The sequence below is a fragment of the Streptomyces sp. KL109B genome (genome assembly GCF_030766935.1).
Taxonomy (GTDB): Bacteria; Actinomycetota; Actinomycetes; order Streptomycetales; family Streptomycetaceae; genus Streptomyces.
Window position 1 is genome coordinate 53,665 of record NZ_JASERL010000002.1, and the last position, 19,811, is coordinate 73,475.

Annotated in this window: 16 protein-coding genes and 1 riboswitch; of the genes, 7 read left to right on the forward strand and 9 right to left on the reverse strand. The window is 71.4% G+C overall.

Annotation, left to right across the window (positions count from 1 at the left end):
* Positions 1–133: 133 nt before the first annotated feature.
* The gene (locus tag RBJ65_RS06300; RefSeq protein WP_306316660.1) at positions 134–1,309 is read right to left on the reverse strand and encodes an MBL fold metallo-hydrolase; all 1,176 of its coding nucleotides are present in this window, start codon (positions 1,307–1,309) and stop codon (positions 134–136) included.
* 260 nt (positions 1,310–1,569) lie between these two features.
* Here RBJ65_RS06300 and RBJ65_RS06305 point away from each other — a divergent pair, with 260 nt between their 5' ends.
* Genes RBJ65_RS06305 through RBJ65_RS06320 form a run of 4 tightly spaced genes read left to right on the forward strand, consistent with a single transcriptional unit; the run spans position 1,570 to position 7,839 of the window.
* Positions 1,570–2,727, forward strand: a complete 1,158-nt coding sequence (locus RBJ65_RS06305; RefSeq protein ID WP_306316659.1) for an acyl-CoA dehydrogenase family protein — start codon at positions 1,570–1,572, stop codon at positions 2,725–2,727.
* On the forward strand, positions 2,724–4,478 hold the full coding sequence (locus tag RBJ65_RS06310; RefSeq protein ID WP_306316658.1) for a thiamine pyrophosphate-dependent enzyme: 1,755 nt from the start codon (positions 2,724–2,726) through the stop codon (positions 4,476–4,478). Before RBJ65_RS06305 ends, RBJ65_RS06310 begins: the two co-directional genes overlap by 4 nt.
* Positions 4,475–5,692: a glutamate dehydrogenase gene (locus RBJ65_RS06315; protein WP_306316657.1), complete on the forward strand. Its 1,218-nt coding sequence runs from the start codon at positions 4,475–4,477 to the stop codon at positions 5,690–5,692. Before RBJ65_RS06310 ends, RBJ65_RS06315 begins: the two co-directional genes overlap by 4 nt.
* The gene (locus tag RBJ65_RS06320) at positions 5,689–7,839 is read left to right on the forward strand and encodes an acetate--CoA ligase family protein (protein ID WP_306316655.1); all 2,151 of its coding nucleotides are present in this window, start codon (positions 5,689–5,691) and stop codon (positions 7,837–7,839) included. The genes RBJ65_RS06315 and RBJ65_RS06320 overlap by 4 nt, the downstream gene beginning before the upstream one ends.
* Before the next feature lie 31 nt (positions 7,840–7,870).
* On the opposite strand, the gene RBJ65_RS06325 is transcribed toward RBJ65_RS06320, so the two are convergent.
* Positions 7,871–9,442: an APC family permease gene (locus tag RBJ65_RS06325; RefSeq protein ID WP_306316654.1), complete on the reverse strand. Its 1,572-nt coding sequence runs from the start codon at positions 9,440–9,442 to the stop codon at positions 7,871–7,873.
* Positions 9,443–9,646: 204 nt separating this feature from the next.
* Between RBJ65_RS06325 and RBJ65_RS06330 the strand changes: the two genes are divergently transcribed.
* On the forward strand, positions 9,647–10,267 hold the full coding sequence (locus tag RBJ65_RS06330) for a TetR/AcrR family transcriptional regulator (RefSeq protein ID WP_306316653.1): 621 nt from the start codon (positions 9,647–9,649) through the stop codon (positions 10,265–10,267).
* A gap of 195 nt (positions 10,268–10,462) precedes the next feature.
* Here the strand turns inward: RBJ65_RS06330 and RBJ65_RS06335 are convergent, their stop codons facing one another.
* Positions 10,463–11,290 carry an SGNH/GDSL hydrolase family protein gene (locus RBJ65_RS06335; protein ID WP_306316652.1) on the reverse strand — a complete coding sequence of 276 codons (828 nt, stop codon included), beginning with the start codon at positions 11,288–11,290 and terminating at the stop codon, positions 10,463–10,465.
* A gap of 174 nt (positions 11,291–11,464) precedes the next feature.
* Complete coding sequence (locus tag RBJ65_RS06340; RefSeq protein WP_306316651.1) at positions 11,465–12,265, reverse strand: peptidoglycan DD-metalloendopeptidase family protein; 801 nt, start codon at positions 12,263–12,265, stop codon at positions 11,465–11,467.
* Between the two features lie 4 nt (positions 12,266–12,269).
* A riboswitch (cyclic di-AMP (ydaO/yuaA leader) is annotated at positions 12,270–12,439 on the reverse strand.
* Positions 12,440–12,823: 384 nt separating this feature from the next.
* On the opposite strand from RBJ65_RS06340, the gene RBJ65_RS06345 reads away from it, so the two are divergent.
* Positions 12,824–13,621, forward strand: coding sequence for a tyrosine-protein phosphatase (locus RBJ65_RS06345; RefSeq protein ID WP_306316650.1), 798 nt, complete (start codon positions 12,824–12,826; stop codon positions 13,619–13,621).
* Here RBJ65_RS06345 and RBJ65_RS06350 read toward each other — a convergent pair.
* Positions 13,552–14,502, reverse strand: coding sequence for a DMT family transporter (locus tag RBJ65_RS06350; protein ID WP_306316649.1), 951 nt, complete (start codon positions 14,500–14,502; stop codon positions 13,552–13,554). The two genes, RBJ65_RS06345 and RBJ65_RS06350, sit on opposite strands and share 70 nt — an antisense overlap.
* A 91-nt stretch (positions 14,503–14,593) precedes the next feature.
* On the opposite strand from RBJ65_RS06350, the gene RBJ65_RS06355 reads away from it, so the two are divergent.
* Positions 14,594–15,523, forward strand: a complete 930-nt coding sequence (locus tag RBJ65_RS06355; protein ID WP_306316648.1) for a LysR family transcriptional regulator — start codon at positions 14,594–14,596, stop codon at positions 15,521–15,523.
* Here RBJ65_RS06355 and RBJ65_RS06360 read toward each other — a convergent pair.
* The 4 genes from RBJ65_RS06360 to dxs form a co-directional block, all read right to left on the reverse strand.
* The gene (locus RBJ65_RS06360) at positions 15,517–15,696 is read right to left on the reverse strand and encodes a DUF6126 family protein (protein ID WP_306316647.1); all 180 of its coding nucleotides are present in this window, start codon (positions 15,694–15,696) and stop codon (positions 15,517–15,519) included. The two genes, RBJ65_RS06355 and RBJ65_RS06360, sit on opposite strands and share 7 nt — an antisense overlap.
* The gene (locus RBJ65_RS06365; protein WP_306316646.1) at positions 15,689–16,381 is read right to left on the reverse strand and encodes a helix-turn-helix domain-containing protein; all 693 of its coding nucleotides are present in this window, start codon (positions 16,379–16,381) and stop codon (positions 15,689–15,691) included. Before RBJ65_RS06365 ends, RBJ65_RS06360 begins: the two co-directional genes overlap by 8 nt.
* A gap of 99 nt (positions 16,382–16,480) precedes the next feature.
* Positions 16,481–17,866 (reverse strand): aspartate aminotransferase family protein, encoded by a 1,386-nt coding sequence (locus RBJ65_RS06370; RefSeq protein WP_306316645.1) that lies wholly within the window; start codon positions 17,864–17,866, stop codon positions 16,481–16,483.
* Positions 17,863–19,797: a 1-deoxy-D-xylulose-5-phosphate synthase gene (gene dxs, locus RBJ65_RS06375; RefSeq protein WP_306316644.1), complete on the reverse strand. Its 1,935-nt coding sequence runs from the start codon at positions 19,795–19,797 to the stop codon at positions 17,863–17,865. The genes RBJ65_RS06370 and dxs overlap by 4 nt, the downstream gene beginning before the upstream one ends.
* Positions 19,798–19,811: the final 14 nt, after the last annotated feature.

Consider the following 19,811-nt stretch of genomic DNA (forward strand, 5'->3'; position numbering starts at 1 on the left):
CCAGCGCACCCCCAGCACGCCACCGGTCAGCACTGCTCCAGCGCACCACCAGCCAGCGCCCCCATCGCGCCGCCGGTCAGCACTCCCCCACCACGCCGCCGACCGACACCCCTCCAGCCCCCAGCCCCCAGCCTCACCGCTCCTCGACGAGCGCCAGGTCCGGCACCTCCACATCCGCCGCCCCCGCGACCGGCCACCCGCCCCGCGGCACCGCCGCGACCGCTCGCCACCACTGCTCCGTGGGCAGCTGCTCGGCGCCGGGCTCGAAGGGCTCGCCGGGGCGCGGCAGCGCGAGGCGCGAGGCGGATCGGCGGGCCGCGGTGACGGTGCCCTCGCCGGGTTCCGTCCAGGCGTGCGGCGCCAGATTGAACGTCCCCCAGTGGATCGGCAGCATCGGCCCGGACGCGGGCCCGCCCTGGAGGTCGAGGTGGGCGCGCATGCCCTCCTCTGGGGTCATGTGGATGTCGGGCCAGTACTCCGAGTACGCCCCGATCTGGATCATGGTCACATCGAACGGGCCGTGCTCGGCGCCGATGTCCTTGAAGCCCGCGAAGTAGCCGGTGTCGCCACTGTGGAAGACGCGATGCTCGGGCCCCGCGGCCACCCAGGACGCCCACAGGGTGTGCTGTGCGTTGCGCAGGCCCCGGCCACAGAAGTGGCGGGCGGGCGTCGCCGTCAGCGTCACTCCGCCGACCTTCGTCGACTCGTGCCAGTCCAGCTCGCGCAGCCGGTCCGCCGGCACGCCCCAGTGCTCCAGGTGCGCGCCGACGCCGAGCGGCACCGCGAACACGGTGTCCGTGTGGGCGAGCGCCTTGATGGTGGGCATGTCCAGGTGGTCGTAGTGGTCATGGCTGATGACCACCACATCGACCGGCCCGAGCGCGGCGAGCGGCAGCGGCACCGGGTGCAGCCGCTTGGGCCCCGCGAAGGGGAACGGCGAACAGCGCTCACCCCACACCGGGTCGAACAGCACCCGCACCCCGTCGATCTCGGCGAGGACGCTGGAGTGCCCCATCCATGTGACGCGCAGGCCGCTCGCGGGCGGCTTCGCCAGGTCGGCGAGGGTCGTGGCGTGCACGGGAACGGTGCCCGTGGGGGCCCTGCGGGCGCGCTCCTCCTTGCGGAAGTAGACCTTCGCGAACTCCAGCATCGAGCCGTCGGGCCTGGTGCGCGCGCCCTCCGGGTTCTGGAAGGAACCGTCCGCGAAGTTCGGCGACCGGCGGATCCGGTCCAGGCGCGCCCCTGTGGGCTCGGCGCCAAAGGCATCGGGCTGGAGTGAGCGCAGCCCGGAAGTCAGGGAACGTGACACGGCGCCTCCCGTTTGATCGATCAGTGCTTTCCATTATGTGCGGACCCACTGACAACGCGCTCGGCCCCTCCCGTGTGCCCGTTTTTCCGGCCCTTCTGCCCCCTCCCCGCCCCCTCCCCGCCTTTTCCCCGTCATCTCCGCGCCATCACCCGACGACCTCCCCCGCAAACTGATCCATCATTCAGTAGGGATTCGATTGACAGCACTCTCGGCGACTCCGGATACTGACCCGTGATTCAGTAAAGCCATCTGGAGGCACCGTGTCGGAACTCCCCACCGAACTGGTCCCGCTCACCCCTGAACAGCACGCCGTCGTCGACCTCGCCCGGACCTTCGCCGCCGAGGAGATCCGGCCACGCGCGCGCGGCGTCGACGAGGCCGACGTCGAGACCCCCTGGGATCTGTGGCGCAAGGCGGCCGAGGTCGGCATCACCGGGTTCATGCTCCCGGAGGAGCTCGGTGGCGGCGGGTTCACCGACGTGTTCACGCAGGTCCTCGTGCAGGAGGAGCTGTGCGTCGGCGACCTCGGCATCGGCAATCTGCTCTGCTCGAACGGCTTCTTCGCCGACCCGGTGCTCGCCCTCGGCACCAAGGAGCAGCAGCGCGCCTGGCTCGGCCCGCTCGCGGGCGCCGACACCCCGATGACGGCGCTCGCGACCACCGAACCCGGCGCGGGCTCGGACGCCGCGTCGATCAAGACGACGGCCCGCCGCACCGACGGCGGCTACGTACTCAACGGCCAGAAGGCGTGGATCTCGAACGCGGGCGAGGCCGACCGCTACGTGGTGTTCGCCAAGACCGACCCGGCCCAGCGCTCGCGCGGCGTGAGCGCCTTCCTGCTCCGCAAGGACACCGAAGGTGTCACCTTCGGTGAGCCGATGCGCAAGATGGGGCAGCGCGCCATCGTGTGCCGGGAGGTCTTCTTCTCCGACGCGTTCGTCCCCGAGGAGAACCGGCTCGGCGACGAGGGGCAGGGCTTCGTCGGCCTGATGCGCACCTTCGACATCTCGCGGGTCGTCCTGGGCGCCGCCGCGACCGGTGTCGCCCGCGCCGCCTACGAGTACGCGCGCGACTACGCGCGCACGCGTGAACAGTTCGGCAAGCCGATCGTCGAGCACCAGGCGGTCGCGTTCCGCCTCGCCGACATGCGCACCCGCATCGAGCAGTCGCGCCTGATGACGTGGCGCGCGGCCCGCCGCCTGGACGCGGGCCTGACCGCCACCACGGAGGCGGCGATGGCGAAGCTCACCGCTTCGGAGACGGCCGCGTACTGCACCTGGGCGGCCGTGCAGACGCTGGGCGGCTGGGGCTACTCGCGCGAGTTCCCGGTCGAACAGTGGATGCGCGACGCCAAGTTGGAGGAGATCGAGGAGGGCACCTCCGACATCATGCGCCTGATCATCGCGAGGTCACTGTGACGTCCCACCACGCATCCGCCGCAGCCGCACGTCCCCGCGCCGACGCGCGACCTGAACCGGACCGACTCACCGGCGGCGAGGCCCTCGTACGCGCCCTCGCCGCGCACGGCGTCACCCGCGCCTTCGGCATCCCGGGCACCCACAACCTGGAGATCTACCGCCACCTGCCCGCCTACGGTGTCGCGCACGTGGCGCCGCGCCACGAACAGGGCGCCGGTTACGCGGCGGACGCGTACGCGCGCGTGACGGGCACGCCCGGCGTCGCGATCACGACCACGGGGCCCGCGCTCCTGAACATCGCGGCGGCCGTCGGCCAGGCGTACTCGGACAGCGTGCCGCTGCTCGTGATCTCGCCCGGAATGCCGCTGCGCCACCCGCGCCAGTCCACCGGTCTGCTGCACGAAATGCGCAGCCAGAGCGAGGCGTTGCGGAATGTGGCGGCGTTCAGCCACCGGGTCTCGTCGGTGGCGGAGATCGGCGCGGCGGTGGCGCGCGCGTTCACGCTGTTCCGCGAGGAACGGCCGCGCCCCGCGCACATCGAGATCCCGCTCGACCTCCTGGAGGCGACGGAGGCCGCGGGCCCGCTGCGCGTCGCACCACCGGCCGCACCACGCCTCCCCGAAGCCGCACAGCTCACCGAGGCCGCCGCCCTCCTCGCCCGCGCGGAGCGCCCGGCCCTGGTCCTCGGCGGCGGAGCCCGCGGCGCGGCGCCCCAATGCCTCGCCCTGGCCGAGAAGTTGGCCGCTCCCGTGGCCACTACGGCGAACGGCAAGGCGATCGTCGACGAGCACCACCCGCTCTCCCTCGGCGTGAGCCTGCACAGCCCGGCGGTCCAGAAGTGGCTCACGACCCGCGACGTGGTCCTCGCGGTCGGCACGGAGCTGGCCGAGTCCGATACCTGGACGACCGAACTACCGCCCTTCCATGGACAGTTGATCCGCGTGGACCTCGATCCGGCGCAGATGTACGCGGCCGTGCCCGCGGACGTCCCCCTGGTCGGCGACGCGAAGGCCACCCTGGAGGCCCTCATCGCCACCGCCCCGGGCCCCGTCCCGCACCACACGCCCACCCCGCCCAACACGCCCACCCCGCACCACACGCCCGCCACCACCGAGACCACCGCCGACGCCACCACCGAAGCCACCACCGAGACCACCGCCGACGCCACCACCGAAGCCGCCGCCCTCAAGGCGACCCGCGACGACGAGTCCCGGGCCCGCGACGCCCACTGGCTGCCCTACCTGGAGGCGATCCGCGGCGTCCTCGACCCGGACGCCGTCGTCACCTCCGACAGCGCCCAGTGCTGCTACTACGGCGCGCTGCCCCACCTCACCCAGGGCCCGCACGCCCGCTACCTCCACCCCACCGGCTTCGGCACCCTCGGCTACGCCCTGCCCGCCGCGATCGGCGCTGCGGCAGCCCACCCGGACCGCCAGGTCGTGGCGCTCAGCGGCGACGGCGGCCTGCAGTTCTCCATCCAGGAGCTGGCCACGGCCGCCGAGCTGCGAAGGCCCCTCGCCGTCGTCGTGTTCGACAACTCCGGCTACGGCGAGATCCGCGACGAGATGAAGGCCCGCGGCGACGCACCGCTCGCGGTCGACCACGCGCGCGTGGACCTGCCCGCCCTCGCCCGCGCCTACGGAGGACACGGCGCGACGGCGCACACCCCCGAAGAGCTCGGCAAGCTGCTGACCACCGCCCTGACCACCCCTGCCCCCACCCTGATCGTCGTCCCTGAGGAGTCCGCATGACCTCCGCCCCCACGCCCGCGACCACCGCCACGCCCCCGACGGCCCCGCTCACCCAGCTCACCTGGACCGACCACGCCACCGGCCGCCACGGCTACTTGGTGATCGACCGCCTGGTGCGCGGCGTCTCCAGTGGCGGCCTGCGCATGCGGGCCGGCTGCACCCTGGAGGAGGTCACGGGCCTCGCGCGCGGCATGTCGATGAAGGAGGCGCTGCACTACAACCCTCAGGGGCGTTACATCCCGCTGGGCGGCGCCAAGGGCGGCATCGACTGCGACCCGCGGGACCCGGAGGCGTACGGCATCCTGGTGCGCTACCTGAAGGCGATGCGCCCGTACATCGAGTCCTTCTGGACGACGGGCGAGGACCTCGGCCTCACGCAGGACCTGGTCGACAAGGCGGCGGCCGAGGCGGGCCTGGTCTCGTCGATCCAGGCCGTGTACCCGCTCCTGGACGACGAGGAGACGGCGCGGCAGCGCCTCGCGGACGCCTTCGCCGTGGACGTCGACGGCATCGGCCTGGACGAGCTGGTGGGCGGCTGCGGTGTCGCGGAGGCCGTCCTCGTCGCGCTCGACCGCGCCCAAGTCCCGTACGAGGGCACCCGTGTGTCCCTTCAGGGGCTCGGCACGATGGGCGGCGCCACGGCCCGCTTCCTCGCGCGCGCGGGGCTCAGGGTCGTCGCGGTGGCCGACCTGAAGGGCACGATTACCAACGACGAAGGACTCGACGTGGAGGCGCTGCTCGCGGCCCGCGACGCCTACGGCACGGTGGACCGCGAGCGGTTGCGCCCCGAGGACCGTGAACTGCCGGGCGACGCCTGGCTGTCGGCCGAAGCGGACGTGCTGGTCCCGGCCGCGGTCTCGTACGCGATCGACGCGTCGAACCAGGAGCGGATCACGGCCCGCTGGGTGGTCGAGGCGGCGAACATGCCGGTCCTCAAGGACGCGGAGGAACTCCTCACCCGGCGTGGCGTCACCGTCCTGCCGGACGTGGTCGTGAACTCCGGGACGAACGCCTGGTGGTGGTGGACCCTGTTCGGCGACATCGGCGCGGACGCGGACGAGGCGTTCGCCTACACGCGGCGCTCCATGCGCTCCCTGATCGACCAGATGCTCGCCCGCGCGGAGGGCGACGGCACGACCCCGAGGGCCGCCGCGCACGCCATCGTCGCCGACCGGCTGCCGATCCTGGCCGAGAGGTTCGGGTGGTACAGGTGACCACCTCGACATGCCTGGACGCGCTGTACGACCCGGCGTCCGTCGCGGTCGTCGGCGCGTCCGACAACCCGGAGAAGTGGGGCTACTGGCTGGCGACGGGCGCCCTGACGGGCCGCGAACGCCGCACGGTGCAGTTGGTCAACCACAAGGGAGGCCACCTACAGGGCGAGCCGTTCCTCCCGGCCCTCTCCTCCCTGTCCACCCCGCCCGAGCACGTGGTGGTCGCGGTCCCGCCCCACCAGGTGCGCCCGGTGGTCCAGGAGGGCCTCGACACGGGCGCCCGCTGTTTCACCGTGATCACGTCGGGCGCGGCCGAGGAGCACGAACTGGCGCACCTGGTGACCTCCCGTGGCGCCCGCCTCCTCGGCCCCAACTGCATGGGCATCGTCGACACGACGAGCCAACTGCGCCTCAGCTGGGGCGACTTCCCGACCGGCGGCCTCGGCCTGGTCTCGCAGAGCGGCAACCTGGCCCTGGAGATCGGCCGCCACCTCGCCCGCGCGGGAGGCGGCTTCTCCCGCTTCGTGTCGCTCGGCAACCAACGCGACATCGACGCCGCCGACGCCCTCGAATCCCTGATCGCCCACGAGCCCACGAGAGCGATCGCGGCGTACGTCGAGGACTTCCGGGACGGCCGCCGCCTCGCGGACGTCCTGGCGGCCGCTCACGCCGCGGGAAAGCCGGTCCTGCTCCTGACGGTCGGCCGCAGCGCCGCAGCGGGCCGCGCCGCCGCCTCTCACACCGGCTCCCTGGTCAGCCCGCACGCCACCGTGGCCGCGGTCTGCCGCGACGCGGGCGCCCTCCTCCTGGACTCGGCCGGCGAACTCGTCGACACGGCCCTCCACTTGACCTCCCGCACAACCCCTCTTGTACGTCGCCGCCCCCACCCCCCACGCCACGAAACGCCCCCACCCCAACCCCCCGACCACCCCAGCGCCTCCCCCACCACCCCACCGCACCGGATAGCCGTGATCGGGGACAGCGGCGGCCAAGGAGCCCTCGCCGCCGACGCGTTCGCCGCGCACGGCTTCGACGTGCCCGCGCTCGCCCCGGCCACGGTCGAGTCCCTGGGCGCACACCTGCCCGCGGCCGCGGGCCGGGCCAACCCGGTCGACCTGGCGGGCGCGGGCGAGCGCGACCTGGCCAACTACGCGCGCGTGGCAGCCACGTTGCTGCACAGCGGCGACGCCGACACGGTGGTCCTCACCGGCTACTTCGGGGACTACGCCACCGCGAACCCGGCCCAGGCCGGCCGCGAGTGCGAGATCGCGCGATCCCTCGCGGACGCCGCCGACGCCTCGGGGCGCGCCCTGCTCGTGCACACGATGGCCCGCGACACCCCGGCCCTCGCGGTCCTCAGGAAGCGCGGCATCCCGGTCCACGAGCGCGTCGAGCAGGCGGCGACGGCCCTCGCGGGCGCCGTCCGCCTCACCTCGGCACAGCCGTACCTGCCGCCCACTCGCACCACGCCCCCGGCGGCGTACGAGATCGAGGACGGCGGTTACGAACGCGTCCGTGAGCTGCTGGCGTCCTACGGAGTCGCGTTCCCCACCGCCGAGTTCGTGACGGACGCGGACGCGGCGGCGGAGGCCGCCCACCGCACGGGCTACCCCCTGGTCCTGAAGGCGATGGGGCTCGCCCACAAGACGGAGGCCGGTGGTGTGGCGCTCGGCATCGCGGACGAGGCCGCCCTGCGCACCGCGTTCGCCCGCATGCGGGAGGCGACGGGTGCGGAGCGCTACGCGGTCGAGGCGATGGCCACGCCCCCGTACGCGCGTGAACTCATCGTCGGCGTACGGAGGGACGCGGCCTTCGGCCCGGTCGTGATGGTCGGGGCGGGCGGCGTCACGGCCGAACTCGACGCCGACACGGCACTCGCCCTGGCGCCGCTCACCCCACCACGCGCGCGTGCCCTGCTCCTCGAACTCCGCCACGCACCCCTCCTCACCGGCTGGCGCGGCACACCACCGGTCCACCTGGAGGCAGCGGCGGCAGCGATCTGCGCGCTGTCCCAGGCGGCCACGGACCACCCGGAACTGACCGACCTGGAGGTCAACCCCCTCCTGGTCCACCCGGGCGGCGCCATCGCCCTGGACGCCCACGCAGTCACCTCAACCCCCGGCAATTGGAGCCCCTCCGGCGATTGAGGAGCGGGGTCCGGGGCAGAGCCCTGCGGCCTCAACCACTCTGCCCGGAACCGCCGGAGGCCTTCCGTCCCTTGGCTCCGGCCGCGTAGAACACCAACCCGACCACGACGAACAACAACAGCGGCAGCACCTGGCTGAGGGTGTACGGCAACCGCTGCCCGGCGAACGACTCGGGCAGCGAGTCCGCCGCATTCCCCGCCGTGCCGAACCAACCCACCCCGAAACCGGGCCAGATGAGCACGACCACGGTGAACGCCACGAACCCGGTGGCCAGCGCGCTCACGATCCACGCCCCGACGCGGCCGCCGGGCACGGCGTAGGGCCGCGACTGGTCCGGGTACTTGCGCCGCAGTACGTAGAGGCTCGGGAACGTGATGACGTACGAGATGAACGTCGTGCTGATGGTGAGCCCGAGCCCCGCGGCGAAGTACTTCTCGCCGTCGCCGCCGGTCAGGTTCAGCGCGACCACGAACAGGATCGAACCCAGCACCGCGGACAGGATGTTGACCCGCACCGGAGTGCCGTACTTCTCGGAGATGCGGCCCAGCCAGGCCGGTCCCGCGCCGTCCGCGCACGCGACGGCCTGCGCGCGGTGCGCGCCCATCGCCCAGGTGACACCGGAGGTGAGCAGGCCGATGATGAGGCCGGCCGCGGCGACGCCGCCGAACACGGACCCGAGGCCGGTGAGCGTCACCGTGCCGTCCGCCGCGATCGAGCCTCCGTAGACGGTGAACACGGCCTTGCAGGCGTCGATGAAGCCGCCCAGGCTGCCGATCTCCTGGCTGGGCAGAACGAAGAGGATGCCGAGGATCGGGCCTCCGTAGAGGAGCACGGCGGCGAGGCCGGAGCGCAGGATCGACAGGGGGATGTCGCGGCGCGGGTTCTTCATCTCCTCGGCGGCGGAGCTGGGCAGTTCGAAGCCTACGTAGTTGAAGATGAGCACAGGGACGAGCGCGACGAAGCCCGCATACGTAGGCGTGAATTCGCCGGCCGGTAGGGCGTGTACGCCATGTTCGGCGGCGTAGACGACGACGGAAACGAGGAAGAAGCCCAGCAGTACGACGCGCGCGACGGCGCCCGCGATGGGCACCCACTTGCCGATGCGTACGGACTGCACGATCGCGAGCGCGCCGCCCCAGATGAAGACGAACCCGGCGACGTACTTCCACACCCCTGGCAGCGGCGTGAAGAACTCCTCCCAGGTGGTCAGCGCGATGATGCACAGACTGCCGCCCACCCAGACCGGGTTGGAGATCCAGTAGAGGAGCTGGTTGACGCCCGCGACGAGCCGGCCGAACGCGAGTCGCGTCCAGACGTACGGGCCTCCCTGCACGGGAAACGACGAGCCGAGCTCGGCCACGAGCAGCCCGTACGGGAGGAAGAAGACGACGGCCAGAATGACCATCCAGGTCAGGCCCTGCGGGCCCTGTGCGGCGACGGAGCCGATGGTGTCGAGGCCGACGAGCGTGCAGATGAGGAAGAACAGCACGTCGAGCCGGCGCAGGTCCTTGCGCAGCCGTGAACGCTGCTCGCCCCAGCCTTCGGAGAGGTCGGGCTCTCCCCCGGCGGGCGGGGTCGGCGAAAGGGATGGCGCTTGGGTCACGATTGCTCCTGGCGAGAACAGAACGAAGACGAAAACAGCACTACAGGGTCTTGCTCGGGCCGCGCTTACCCCCGACCGGCCGAGTTATTGACTGAATGGCCAGTCAGTAGTGGAACGTGATGGGACTGTGACCTGTGCGGCGGGTACGCGTCAAGAGGCGTGCGCGGGAAGGAGTCGGCGCGCAAGAACAACTAGGCTTGCGGCGTGACCAGAGTCCGGTTGAGCGTGGCCGAGCGGCGCGAGGCGCTGCTGGTGGCCGCCATCGAACAGATCGAGGCGCGCGGGGTGGCCGCCGTGCGCATCGCCGACGTGGCGTCCGCGCTCGGCGTGAGCAACGCGCTGGTGCTGTACCACTTCTCGACGAAGGAGAAGCTCGTCGCGGCGGCGTTCGCGCACGCCGCGGAGGGCGACCTGGCCCATCTGCGCAAGCTGCTCGGCCGCCGCACGACGGCCCTGAAGCGGCTGCGCGCGGCGGTGCGCTGGTACGCGCCGACGGGGCAGGCCAAGGGCTGGCGGCTGTGGATCGAGGGCTGGTCGGCGGCGCTGCGCGAGCCCGCGCTGCGGGAGGTCACGCGCGACCTCGACCGGCAGTGGAAGGCGGCGCTCGCGGAGGTGGTCGCCGAGGGCGTGGCGGCGGGCGAGTTCAGCTGCCCCGACCCGATGGCGACGGCGCTGCGCCTGACGGCGCTGCTCGACGGGCTCGCCGTACAGATGACGGCGTACGACGGTGGCGCGTCACGGACCCGTACGCAGGAGTGGGTGGACGAGGCGCTCGCCCGCGAACTGGGCCTGGAGCGCGCCGAGTTGACGGGGGCGGGACGCTGACGGAAGTCCGTCAGCGCCGCCGTACCGCCGAGGGAGAGGGCGTCAGGGCGCCGAGCGGGAGGACGCCGGCCCACCCGCACCCCGAAGAGCCTCGGCCGTCCTCCAGGGCCCACCCGCGCCCCGAAGAGCCTCGGCCGTCCTCCAGGGCGCACGTCCGCCGCGCGGAAGGGCGTCAGCCGGCCGCCCCGAGTGGTGTCAGGACGCCGATTCCAGGTGCGCCTTGACGGCGTGCGGGTCCACGAAGCCCTTCGCCTGCACCCGGTCGCCGGAGGACTCGCCGCGCAGTCGGCGCCCGATCCACGGCACCAGGAACTCGCGCGCCCAGTGGATGTCGTCGCGCCGCACCTCGAACGTGCCGCGCGGCGGCAGCGGCGGCCACGCCTGCTCGGGGTCGGCCGGGACCTCCATGCCGAGCACCTGGCCCGCGCGCAGCGCGACCCGGGTGTGACCCTCGGGCGAGAGGTGGAGGCGGTCCTCGTCCCAGGCCCTGCGGTCCTGGATGGACTTGAGGGACCACAGGTCGAGCATCAGGGCGCCGTGCCGGTCGGCGATCGCCCGCACATGCATGTTGTACGTGGCGATCTTGCCGCGCAGGTGCTTGAGCACGGCCACGTCACGGGTGTCGAAACCGGTGGCCACCATGACGGTGCCGGCCGCGCCGGCGAGCTTGGCCACGGCCTTCTCGAAGCGCTCGGCGACATCGTCCGGGTCGGTGCCGGGCCGGATGATGTCGTTGCCGCCGGCGACCAGGGTGACCAGGTCGGGGGCGAGCTCGACGGCCTTCGGCACCTGGTCCGCGACGACCTGGTCGAGGAGCTTTCCGCGCACGGCCAGATTCGCGTACCGGAAGGTGTCCTCGGGCACGCGGTCGTCCAGGAGGACGGCGAGCCGGTCGGCCCAACCCGCGAAGTTCCCGTCGGGACCGGGGTCACCGACGCCTTCGGTGAAACTGTCGCCCACGGCCGCGTAGGACCGGATCGTGCCGATGTGTGAGTCCGTGAGTGCTCTCGATTCGTTTGCCACGACCACGTATTTTCGCTCGCGAAAAGTGGCCTACGCCACCGTAAGTAGGGGTTGACGCGTGGTGAGATACCCCACTCGCCACCTGGGGAATAACCGCGCAAACGCGTCCGGCGCCCGGGGAGGGCCCCGGGCGCCGGACGGAACGCGAGCGTTCGAGCGCTATGCCATGTCGGCTCAGGCGTCCACGCCGTGCTGGCTCAGGTACGCGATCGGGTCGATGTCCGAGCCGTAGTCGGCGGTCGTGCGGACCTCGAAGTGGAGGTGCGGGCCGGTGACGTTGCCGGTCGCGCCGGACTTGGCGATCTCCTGGCCCGCGGTCACCTTGGCGCCCTCGGAGACGCTGATCGAGGACAGGTGGGCGTACTCGGAGAAGTGGCCGTCGGCGTGCTCGATGACGATCTCGTTGCCGTACGCGCCGCCGTCGCCGGCGGAGACGACGGTGCCGTCGGCGATCGACTTCACCGCGGTGCCGGTGGGCACCGAGAAGTCGGCGCCGGTGTGGCTGCCGCTGGACCACATGGAGCCGGAGGAGCCGTAGCCGTGGCCGGAGGCGCCGTCGACCGGCTTCACGTAGTCGGCGTCGCTGGTCGAGGCGCTCGCCTGGGTGGTGGCCGCGGCGTCCGTGCCCGTGGTCGCGGAGCCGCTGTCGGCCGCGCCGCCGAGGTCGAGCTTCATGCCGATCTTGATGTGGTCGGCATCGGAGCCGACGACGTCCTTGTTGCCCTCGTACAGCTTCTTCCAGCCGCCGTCGACGTCCTGCGCCTTGGCGATCTTCGAGAGCGTGTCACCGGCCTTGACGGTGTACGTGGTGTTCGCGGTGCTCGCGGCGTCGGCGGCACCGCCGGACGTCGCGGCCTGGGCGCCGGTGGCGCCCATCAGCGGGAGCGCGAGCGCGGCTCCACCGGCGGAGGCGATGGCGGCGACGCGGGCAATGCGCTGCGAGGTCGAAAGACGCTGCTTTCCCTTTGCGGGCATGGTGAATTCCTCTCCGTCGCCTACGAGGTGAGCTGTCGGGTTCGGGCTGGAGATGCCCGGCCGGGCCCGGAGTGCGGGCCCGGCTTCACCCCAAGCCGCTTCGGGAAATCCCCTACGCGGCGTCTTGCGTGTGGGTCCCCCGCTCCTGCCGTAACGGGTAGTCGAAAGGAATCCGGGCGGCGGCAGGACTAGGCGTTCCGTCCGGATTGATTGGTGACCGTAGGCGAACCGGATTGGCGACGCCAAACGCCGAATTCGCCGACGGCGGCAATTCCTTGGATTTCTGAGGCTCCCCTGTGTAACCCTGCGTCGACATTCCTCGCTTTACCAACGCCATACCTTCGGGGATTACTGGGCCGACAATCCAGGCCGAGCGCCACGCAGCGTCACGAACATGACGCCGCTCACGCACACGCCAACAACCCCCTCCCATCTATGAACAGTTGGGATTGAACCCCACAAAACGGACAGATGGTTGCCCGTGGAACCGATGTCGTATCGTCAGGAGCGCGCCCGCACGGCGACCCAACGCCGGTGCACCAATTGGGAGGAGCCCCTGTGACGCAGCACGCACCGTCCACCGAGCCCGAGCTGACCGGAGTGCGCAACTTCCGAGACGTGGGCGGCCTTCCCACCGTGGACGGCCGGCGCGTGCGCCAGGGCGTGTTGTTCCGCAGCGGCCACCTCGCCCACGCCACGGCCGAGGACGCGACGTTCCTCTCCTCTCTCGGTCTGCACACGGTCTTCGACTTCCGTAACGCCGCGGACCAGAAGCTGGAGGGCGCGGACGTCGAGCTGCCCGGCGTGCGCAATCTGAACCTGCCGCTCAACGACCCGGCCGACGGCGCCGAGTTCTGGGCCATGGTCCGCGACGGCGACATCGAGCAGCTGCGCTCGATCCTGTCCGAGGGCCGCGCGGCGGGCCGGCTCGTCGACTCCTACCGCACCATGATCAAGGAGCGCACCGCCGAGCACAGCCGCGTGCTGCACTCCCTCGCCGAGGACAGCCTGCCCGCGCTGATGCACTGCGCGGCGGGCAAGGACCGCGCGGGCCTGTCCATCGCGGTGACGCTGCTCGCGGTGGGCGTGGAGCGCGAGGCCATCGAGGCGGACTACCTCAAGTCGAACGAGAAGCACCGCCGCTACAAGGTGCACCGCTCCGCCGCCTCCAAGGACGCCTACTCCGACGAGGTCATGGAACTGCTCAGCCCGCTCTTCGACGCCCGCGTCGAGTACCTGAACGCGGGCCTCGAAACCATCGACGAGCAGTGGGGCAGCACGGACCGCTACCTCGAAGAGGGCCTGAGCCTCTCCGCGGCAACCCGCGAACGCCTCCGCGAGCGCCTGCTGGTCTGATCGTCCGCGCGGCGGCGTCGACCGGCCCCCGCCTGCCAGGCGCCGCCCGCCGCCGCGGCGACGATCATGCCCATCGCCAGGATCTCCCCGCCGCCGAGCGCCTCGCCGAGCCCCACCCAGGCGAGCACCGCGGCCACCGCGGGCTCCAGGCTCAGCAGGATCCCGTAACTCCGCTGCGGGATCCTGCGCAGGACCGCGTAGTCGGACGCGTACGGGATCGCCGTACCGGTCATGGCCATCACAAAGCCCAGAAGCAGGACACGGCCGTCGAGGATCCGGCCCGGTTCACCGGCCGAGACGAACAGCACGAGCAGCACGGCGGCGCCGATCGCGGTGGACAGCGCGAGCCCGTCGGCCCGCGGGAACAGCGCGCCCGTGCGCGCGGTGAGCACGATGTAGAGGCCCCAGCAGACGGCGTTGACGACCGCGATCAGCAGGCCGAGCGGATCGATGTCCGCGAGATCGCCGACGGGGCTCAGCAGGAGGACACCCGCGTACGCCAGCGCGGGCCACACGAGTTGGCCGCTACGCCGGGTCCGCACGACGGCGACGGTGATCGGGCCGAGGAAGCCGACCGCCGTCGCGGTACCGACGGGGATCCGGGCCGCGGCCCCGTACAGCGTGAGGTTCATCGTCGCGGTGACCACGCCCAGGAGCAGCACCACGCCCCACTGCCGAGCCGAGTACGTACGCGGGCGCGGCCTCGTCAGAGCCCACAGCACGACCGCGGAGAAGGCGCTGCGCAGGAACGTGACACCGATGACGCCTCCGGCCGCGAAGAGCGTCTTGGCCAGCACGGTTCCCGTCTGCAGCGACAGCATCGACAGCAGGACGAGGCCGATCCAGGGCAGCCGGGTCGAGAGGTTTGATGAGCCGGTCATGGTGCTGTTCTACGGCTCGTGATCCATCGAGTCCAACGATTCTTTTCGATGCTTTCAATCGACTCTCTCGATACGAAGGTAGGGTGCGACTGTGGACACGCGCCTGCTGACGACGTTCGAGACGGTCGCCGAGAGACTCAGCTTCACCCGGGCCGCGGTCGACCTCGGCTACGTCCAGTCGACGGTGACGGCGCAGATCAAGACGCTGGAGACGGAGCTCGGCGTCCGGCTCTTCGAGCGGCTCGGCCGCAGGATCCTGCTCACCGACGCGGGGCGGGAGCTGCACGCCGCGGCGCCCGAGCTGCTGCGGCACGTGGAGCGGACCCGCGATGCCGTGGTCACGGCGGGCGACCCCCACCGCGCGCAGCGTGGAACGCTCGGGCTCGCCGCCCCCGAGAGCCTGTGCTCGACCCATCTGCCCGCCGTGCTGAAGGCGTTCCAGGACCGCTACCCACAGGTGACGGTCGTCTTCCGGCCCTCGGGACGCCAGGGGGTGCTCGACGACCTCGCCTCAGGGCGGATCGACGTCGGATTCCTGCTGGAACGGTCCGTCGAGGTGCCGGGGATCGAGGCGGTGGAGATGCGCCGGGAGCCGTTTGTGCTCGTGGCCGCGCCGTCCCACGCGCTGGTCGGCTCGGGCCGGGTCCGTGCCGCCGACCTCGCGTCGCACACGGTGCTGCTCCTGGACAGCGGCTGCGCTCAACGACACCTCATGGACGAGGAGTTGCGCCCCGAGCGGACGCGGCCGCGGACCATCGAGTTCACCACGATGGAACCGGTGAAGCGGTCCGCCGCCGCGGGCCTCGGTGTCGCCCTTCTCCCCGCCGCCACTGTCGAGGGGGAGCTCGCACGCGGCGAACTGGTGGCACTCCCCTTCACATCGAAGTCGGCGAAGTCAGCAACGCCGTCGAAGCCCTCGCTGCGCGTGTTCTCCGTCCGCAACCGGGCCCGCCGCACCGGCCCCCTCGTCAGCCTGCTCCTCGACCTCGCCGCCGAGCACTGGGGCACGCCCCCTCACTGATTCCCGCCCAGCGTGAACAGCAGATAGATGAACGCGGCCAGCGCATGCCCCGCGAAGACGTACACCAGTACCCGCACGAGGATGCCGCGCGGCATCTTGTCCTCGATCTGGCGGCGGGCGGGGGCGGGTACGGGGCCCGGGGTGGGCTCGGTCGTGTCGGCCGACTCAGCCATGACGCGCCTCCTTTGCCAGTCCCGCTACTCCCGCCAGTCCTCCCGGTCCCCCCGAAGGGCCGAGGCACAGCGCCGCCGTCGGGCTCTGCAGCAGGGTGTGTACGAAGAGGAACTCGACGCCGCCCGGGTCGACGGCGGCGATCCGGTGCGGGGTGAGCGAGTCGAAGTGGGAGCTGTCCCCGGGATCGAGCCGGTACGAGGTGTCCCCGAGCCGCAGGCGCAGCCGCCCCGACAGGACGTACAGCCACTCCTCCCCCGGGTGCACGCGGACGACGTCGCCCTGGGACCCGTACGGCGCGTGGACCCGCAGCGCCTGCATGCCGCGCCCCGGCGAACCGGCCTGCCGGTACGTCCAGCCCCCGGCCTCGGTCGGCTCCATCGTGCCGCTCCGCACGACCGCGTCCCGGTCGGCGGGGGTCTCGCCGAGCAGTTCGGATACGGTCGTACCGTAGATACGGGCGAGTGACAGCAGCATCGGCAGCGAGGGCTGACGCTGCCCGGTCTCCAGGCGCGAGAGGTGTGCCGGTGACAGGCCGGCGGACGCGGCGGCGGCCTCCAGGGTGAGGGCGGCGCGGCGGCGCAGTTCGCGGAGTTGGGGCGCGACGGCGGGAAGCTCCGGGGGTTCCGGAACCTCCGCGCCATCGGCCTCGTCCGCCGGATCGGGCGATGAGTGGGCAGGGCTCATGCTGTCGATTCAGCCAGAGCTGTGCCCCTCCGGCAACTTTCTTGCCTCAGAGGCAAAAGCCGCGAGAAGCAGGAGCCGCCGGAGACACAGCAGGCGGCCTCAGCGGTTGGCCACCGCCTGCTTGATCAGCGTCTTGCTGAAGTCCCACATCAGCCCACCCCCACTGTGCGCGTCGTCCATGACCGCCGTGAACGCCTCCACGAACCGCTCGACGTCGCCCTCGTCGACGACGAGCGGCGGGATCAGCTTGATGACCTCCAGGTGGTCCCCGGAGACCTGCGTCAGGATCCGATGCTTCTGAAGCAGCGGAACCACGACCATCTGCGCGAAAAGCCCCTTCCTCGCGGCCTGCAACATGGTCCAACGGCTGCGCAGCTTCAGCGACTTGGGACGCCCGAACTCGATGCCGATCATCAGCCCGCGCCCGCGCACATCGCTCAACAACTCGTACCGGTCGATGAGTTCGGCGAGCCGCGACTTCAACAGCTCACCCATCGCACGCGCGTTGGCGACGACCTCCTCGTCCTCCATCACCGAAAGGACCGCGAGCCCCGCCGCCATCGCCTGCGCGTTGGACCCGAAGCTCGCCGAGTGGACGAGGACCCGGTCCATGGACGAGTAGACCTTCTTGAAGATCCAGTCCTTGCCGAGGGTGGCGCCGACCGGTACATATCCGCCCGACAGCGCCTTCGCCACGCACACCAGGTCCGGCTCGACACCGTCCTCGTGCTGGTAGGCGTAGAAGTCGCCGGTCCTGCCGAGCCCGGTCTGCACCTCGTCCGCGATGAGCAGCGCCTTGTGCGCCCGCAACAGCTCCTGCGCTGCCCGCAGATAGCCGGGCGGCGCCTCGTACACACCCTTGCCCTGGATGGGTTCGACGATGAGTCCCGCGACGTCGCCCTTCTTCAACTCCCTTGCCAGCGCGTCGAGATCGCCCATCGGTACGGCGGTGTCGGGCAGCAGCGGGGCGAACCCGTCCCGAAAACCGTCCTCGCCGTTCACCGAAAGCGACCCGGTCGTCAGGCCGTGGAAGGCGTGCGCGCAGTACAGCACGCGCGGCCTCCCAGTGGCGTACCGCGCGAACTTCAGCGCCGTCTCCACCGCCTCCGTACCGCTGTTGCCGAAGAACACGCGGTCCAGGTGCGGGCTGTGCGCCACCAGTTTCTCGGCGAGCAGGCCCGGCAGCGGCTGGCAGTCGAAGCGGGTCAGGTCGGCGAGCGAGGCGTCGAGTACGTCGTGCAGCGCCTTGCGTACGACGGGGTGGTGCCGGCCGAGGCCCATGACACCGAAACCGGCGAGCATGTCCAGGTAGTCATTGCCTTCGGCGTCCCAGAAGTGTGCGCCCTCGGCCCGCTCGTAGACCTTGTCGAAGCCGATGGTGTGCAGCATCTTCGGCAGTTGATGGTTGAGGTACTTGGTGTGCAGCTCGTACCGTTCGGCGCCGCGCTCGGCGAGCAGTGTGCCGAGGTCGAACTCCTTGCTCATGCGTTGATCTCCTTGCCGGACTCGTCGAGCCCCTTGCCGGACCCGTCGAGCCCCTTGCCCGCGGCCACACTGAGACTCGCCGCGATCCGCCCCGCGATCTCCACGGGCGTCAGCCCGATGTCGGCCAGCACCTCGCCCCGTTTGGCGTGCGCCAGGAACTGGTCCGGGATGCCGAACCGCCGTACGGGGACGTCGACTTCGGCCTCTCCGAGGGCGAGCGCCACCGCCGAACCGACTCCCGCCGCCTTGCTGTTGTCCTCGACGACGGCGACCAGCTCGTGCTCGGCTGCCAGCGGCGCCAGGTCCGGGTCGACGGGCTTGACCCAACGCGGGTCCACCACCGTGCAGTTGATGCCGCGCTCCGCCAGCAGCTCGGCGGCCTGCAGGCACACCGGCGCCATGACACCAACCGACACGAGCAGCACCCGGGGGGTGTCCGAAGCCTTGTGCAGTACGTCGATGCCACCGATCCGGTCGACCGCCGCGATCGGCGCGCCCACCGACTCCTTCGGGAACCGCAGCACGGTCGGCGCGTCGTCGACGGCGACCGCTTCCCGTAGCTGGGCCCGGAGTTGGTCCGCGTCGCGCGGGGCGGCGATCCGCAGGCCCGGTACGACCTGGAGCACAGACATGTCCCACATGCCGTTGTGCGAGGGCCCGTCGGCGCCGGTGACCCCGGCCCGGTCGAGTACGAAGGTCACCCCGCACTTGTGCAGCGCGACGTCCATCAGCAGCTGGTCGAAGGCCCGGTTCAGGAACGTCGCGTACACCGCAACCACCGGATGCAGCCCGCCTGTTGCCAGCCCCGCCGCCGAGACCGCCGCGTGCTGCTCCGCGATGCCGACGTCCCACACCCGGTCGGGGAACTCCTCCGCGAACTTGGTGAGCCCCACCGGGTGCAGCATCGCGGCGGTGATCGCGACGACGTCCTCGCGCTCGCGCCCGACGCGTACGATCTCGTCGCCGAACACCGAGGTCCAGGAAGGCCCGTTGGACGGCGCGAGCGGCTCGCAGGTGAGCGGGTCCATGACGCCGACCGTATGAAAGCGGTCGGCCTCGTCCGCGAGCGCGGGCTCGTAGCCGCGCCCCTTCTCCGTCAGACAGTGCACGAGTACCGGTCCGTGGAAGCGTTTCGCGCGCCGCAGCGCCGACTCGACCGCGCCCACGTCGTGGCCGTCGATGGGCCCTACGTACTTGAGCCCCAGGTCCTCGAACATGCCCTGCGGCGCGAACGCGTCCTTGAAGCCCTTCTTCGCTCCGTGCAGCGACTCGTACACGGTGTGCCCGACGACGGGCGTGCGAAGGAGTACGTCCTTGCCCCAGGCGAGCACCTTCTCGTAGCCGTCGGTCGTCCTCAGTGTCGCCAGGTGGTTCGCGAGGCCGCCGATGGTGGGTGCGTAGGAGCGTTCGTTGTCGTTGACGACGATGATGAGCGGCCGGTCCTTCGCGGCCGCGATGTTGTTCAGTGCCTCCCAGGCCATGCCGCCGGTGAGCGCGCCGTCGCCGATGACGGCGACGGTGTGCCCGCGTTCGCCCTGCACCTGGCGTGCCTTGGCGAGGCCGTCGGCCCAGCCGAGTGCCGTGGAGGCGTGCGAGTTCTCCACGACGTCGTGCTCGGACTCCTCGCGCGAGGGGTAGCCGGAGAGGCCGCCCTTGCCGCGCAGCTTCGAGAAGTCCTGGCGGCCCGTCAGAAGCTTGTGTACGTAGCTCTGGTGGCCGGTGTCCCACACGAGGCGGTCGACCGGTGATTCGAAGACCCGGTGCAGCGCGATGGACAGTTCCACCACGCCCAGGTTCGGCCCGAGGTGTCCCCCCGTCCTCGCGACCGCGTGAATGAGGAACTCCCTGACCTCATGGGCCAGTTCGGCGAGCTCCTCCTCGCTCAGTGCCTTCAGGTCGCGCGGCCCCCGGATCGTTTCCAGAATCGTCACGCTTGAGCCCCCTT

Excerpts from the sequence above, each read along its gene's own strand:
- RBJ65_RS06340 (WP_306316651.1), bottom strand. The coding sequence starts at position 12,265 with ATGCCCGCAAAGGGAAAGCAGCGTCTTTCGACCTCGCAGCGCATTGCC.
- RBJ65_RS06360 (WP_306316647.1), bottom strand. The coding sequence starts at position 15,696 with ATGGCTGAGTCGGCCGACACGACCGAGCCCACCCCGGGCCCCGTACCC.
- RBJ65_RS06370 (WP_306316645.1), bottom strand. The coding sequence starts at position 17,866 with ATGAGCAAGGAGTTCGACCTCGGCACACTGCTCGCCGAGCGCGGCGCC.
- RBJ65_RS06365 (WP_306316646.1), bottom strand. The coding sequence starts at position 16,381 with ATGAGCCCTGCCCACTCATCGCCCGATCCGGCGGACGAGGCCGATGGC.
- RBJ65_RS06315 (WP_306316657.1), top strand. The coding sequence starts at position 4,475 with ATGACCTCCGCCCCCACGCCCGCGACCACCGCCACGCCCCCGACGGCC.
- RBJ65_RS06350 (WP_306316649.1), bottom strand. The coding sequence starts at position 14,502 with ATGACCGGCTCATCAAACCTCTCGACCCGGCTGCCCTGGATCGGCCTC.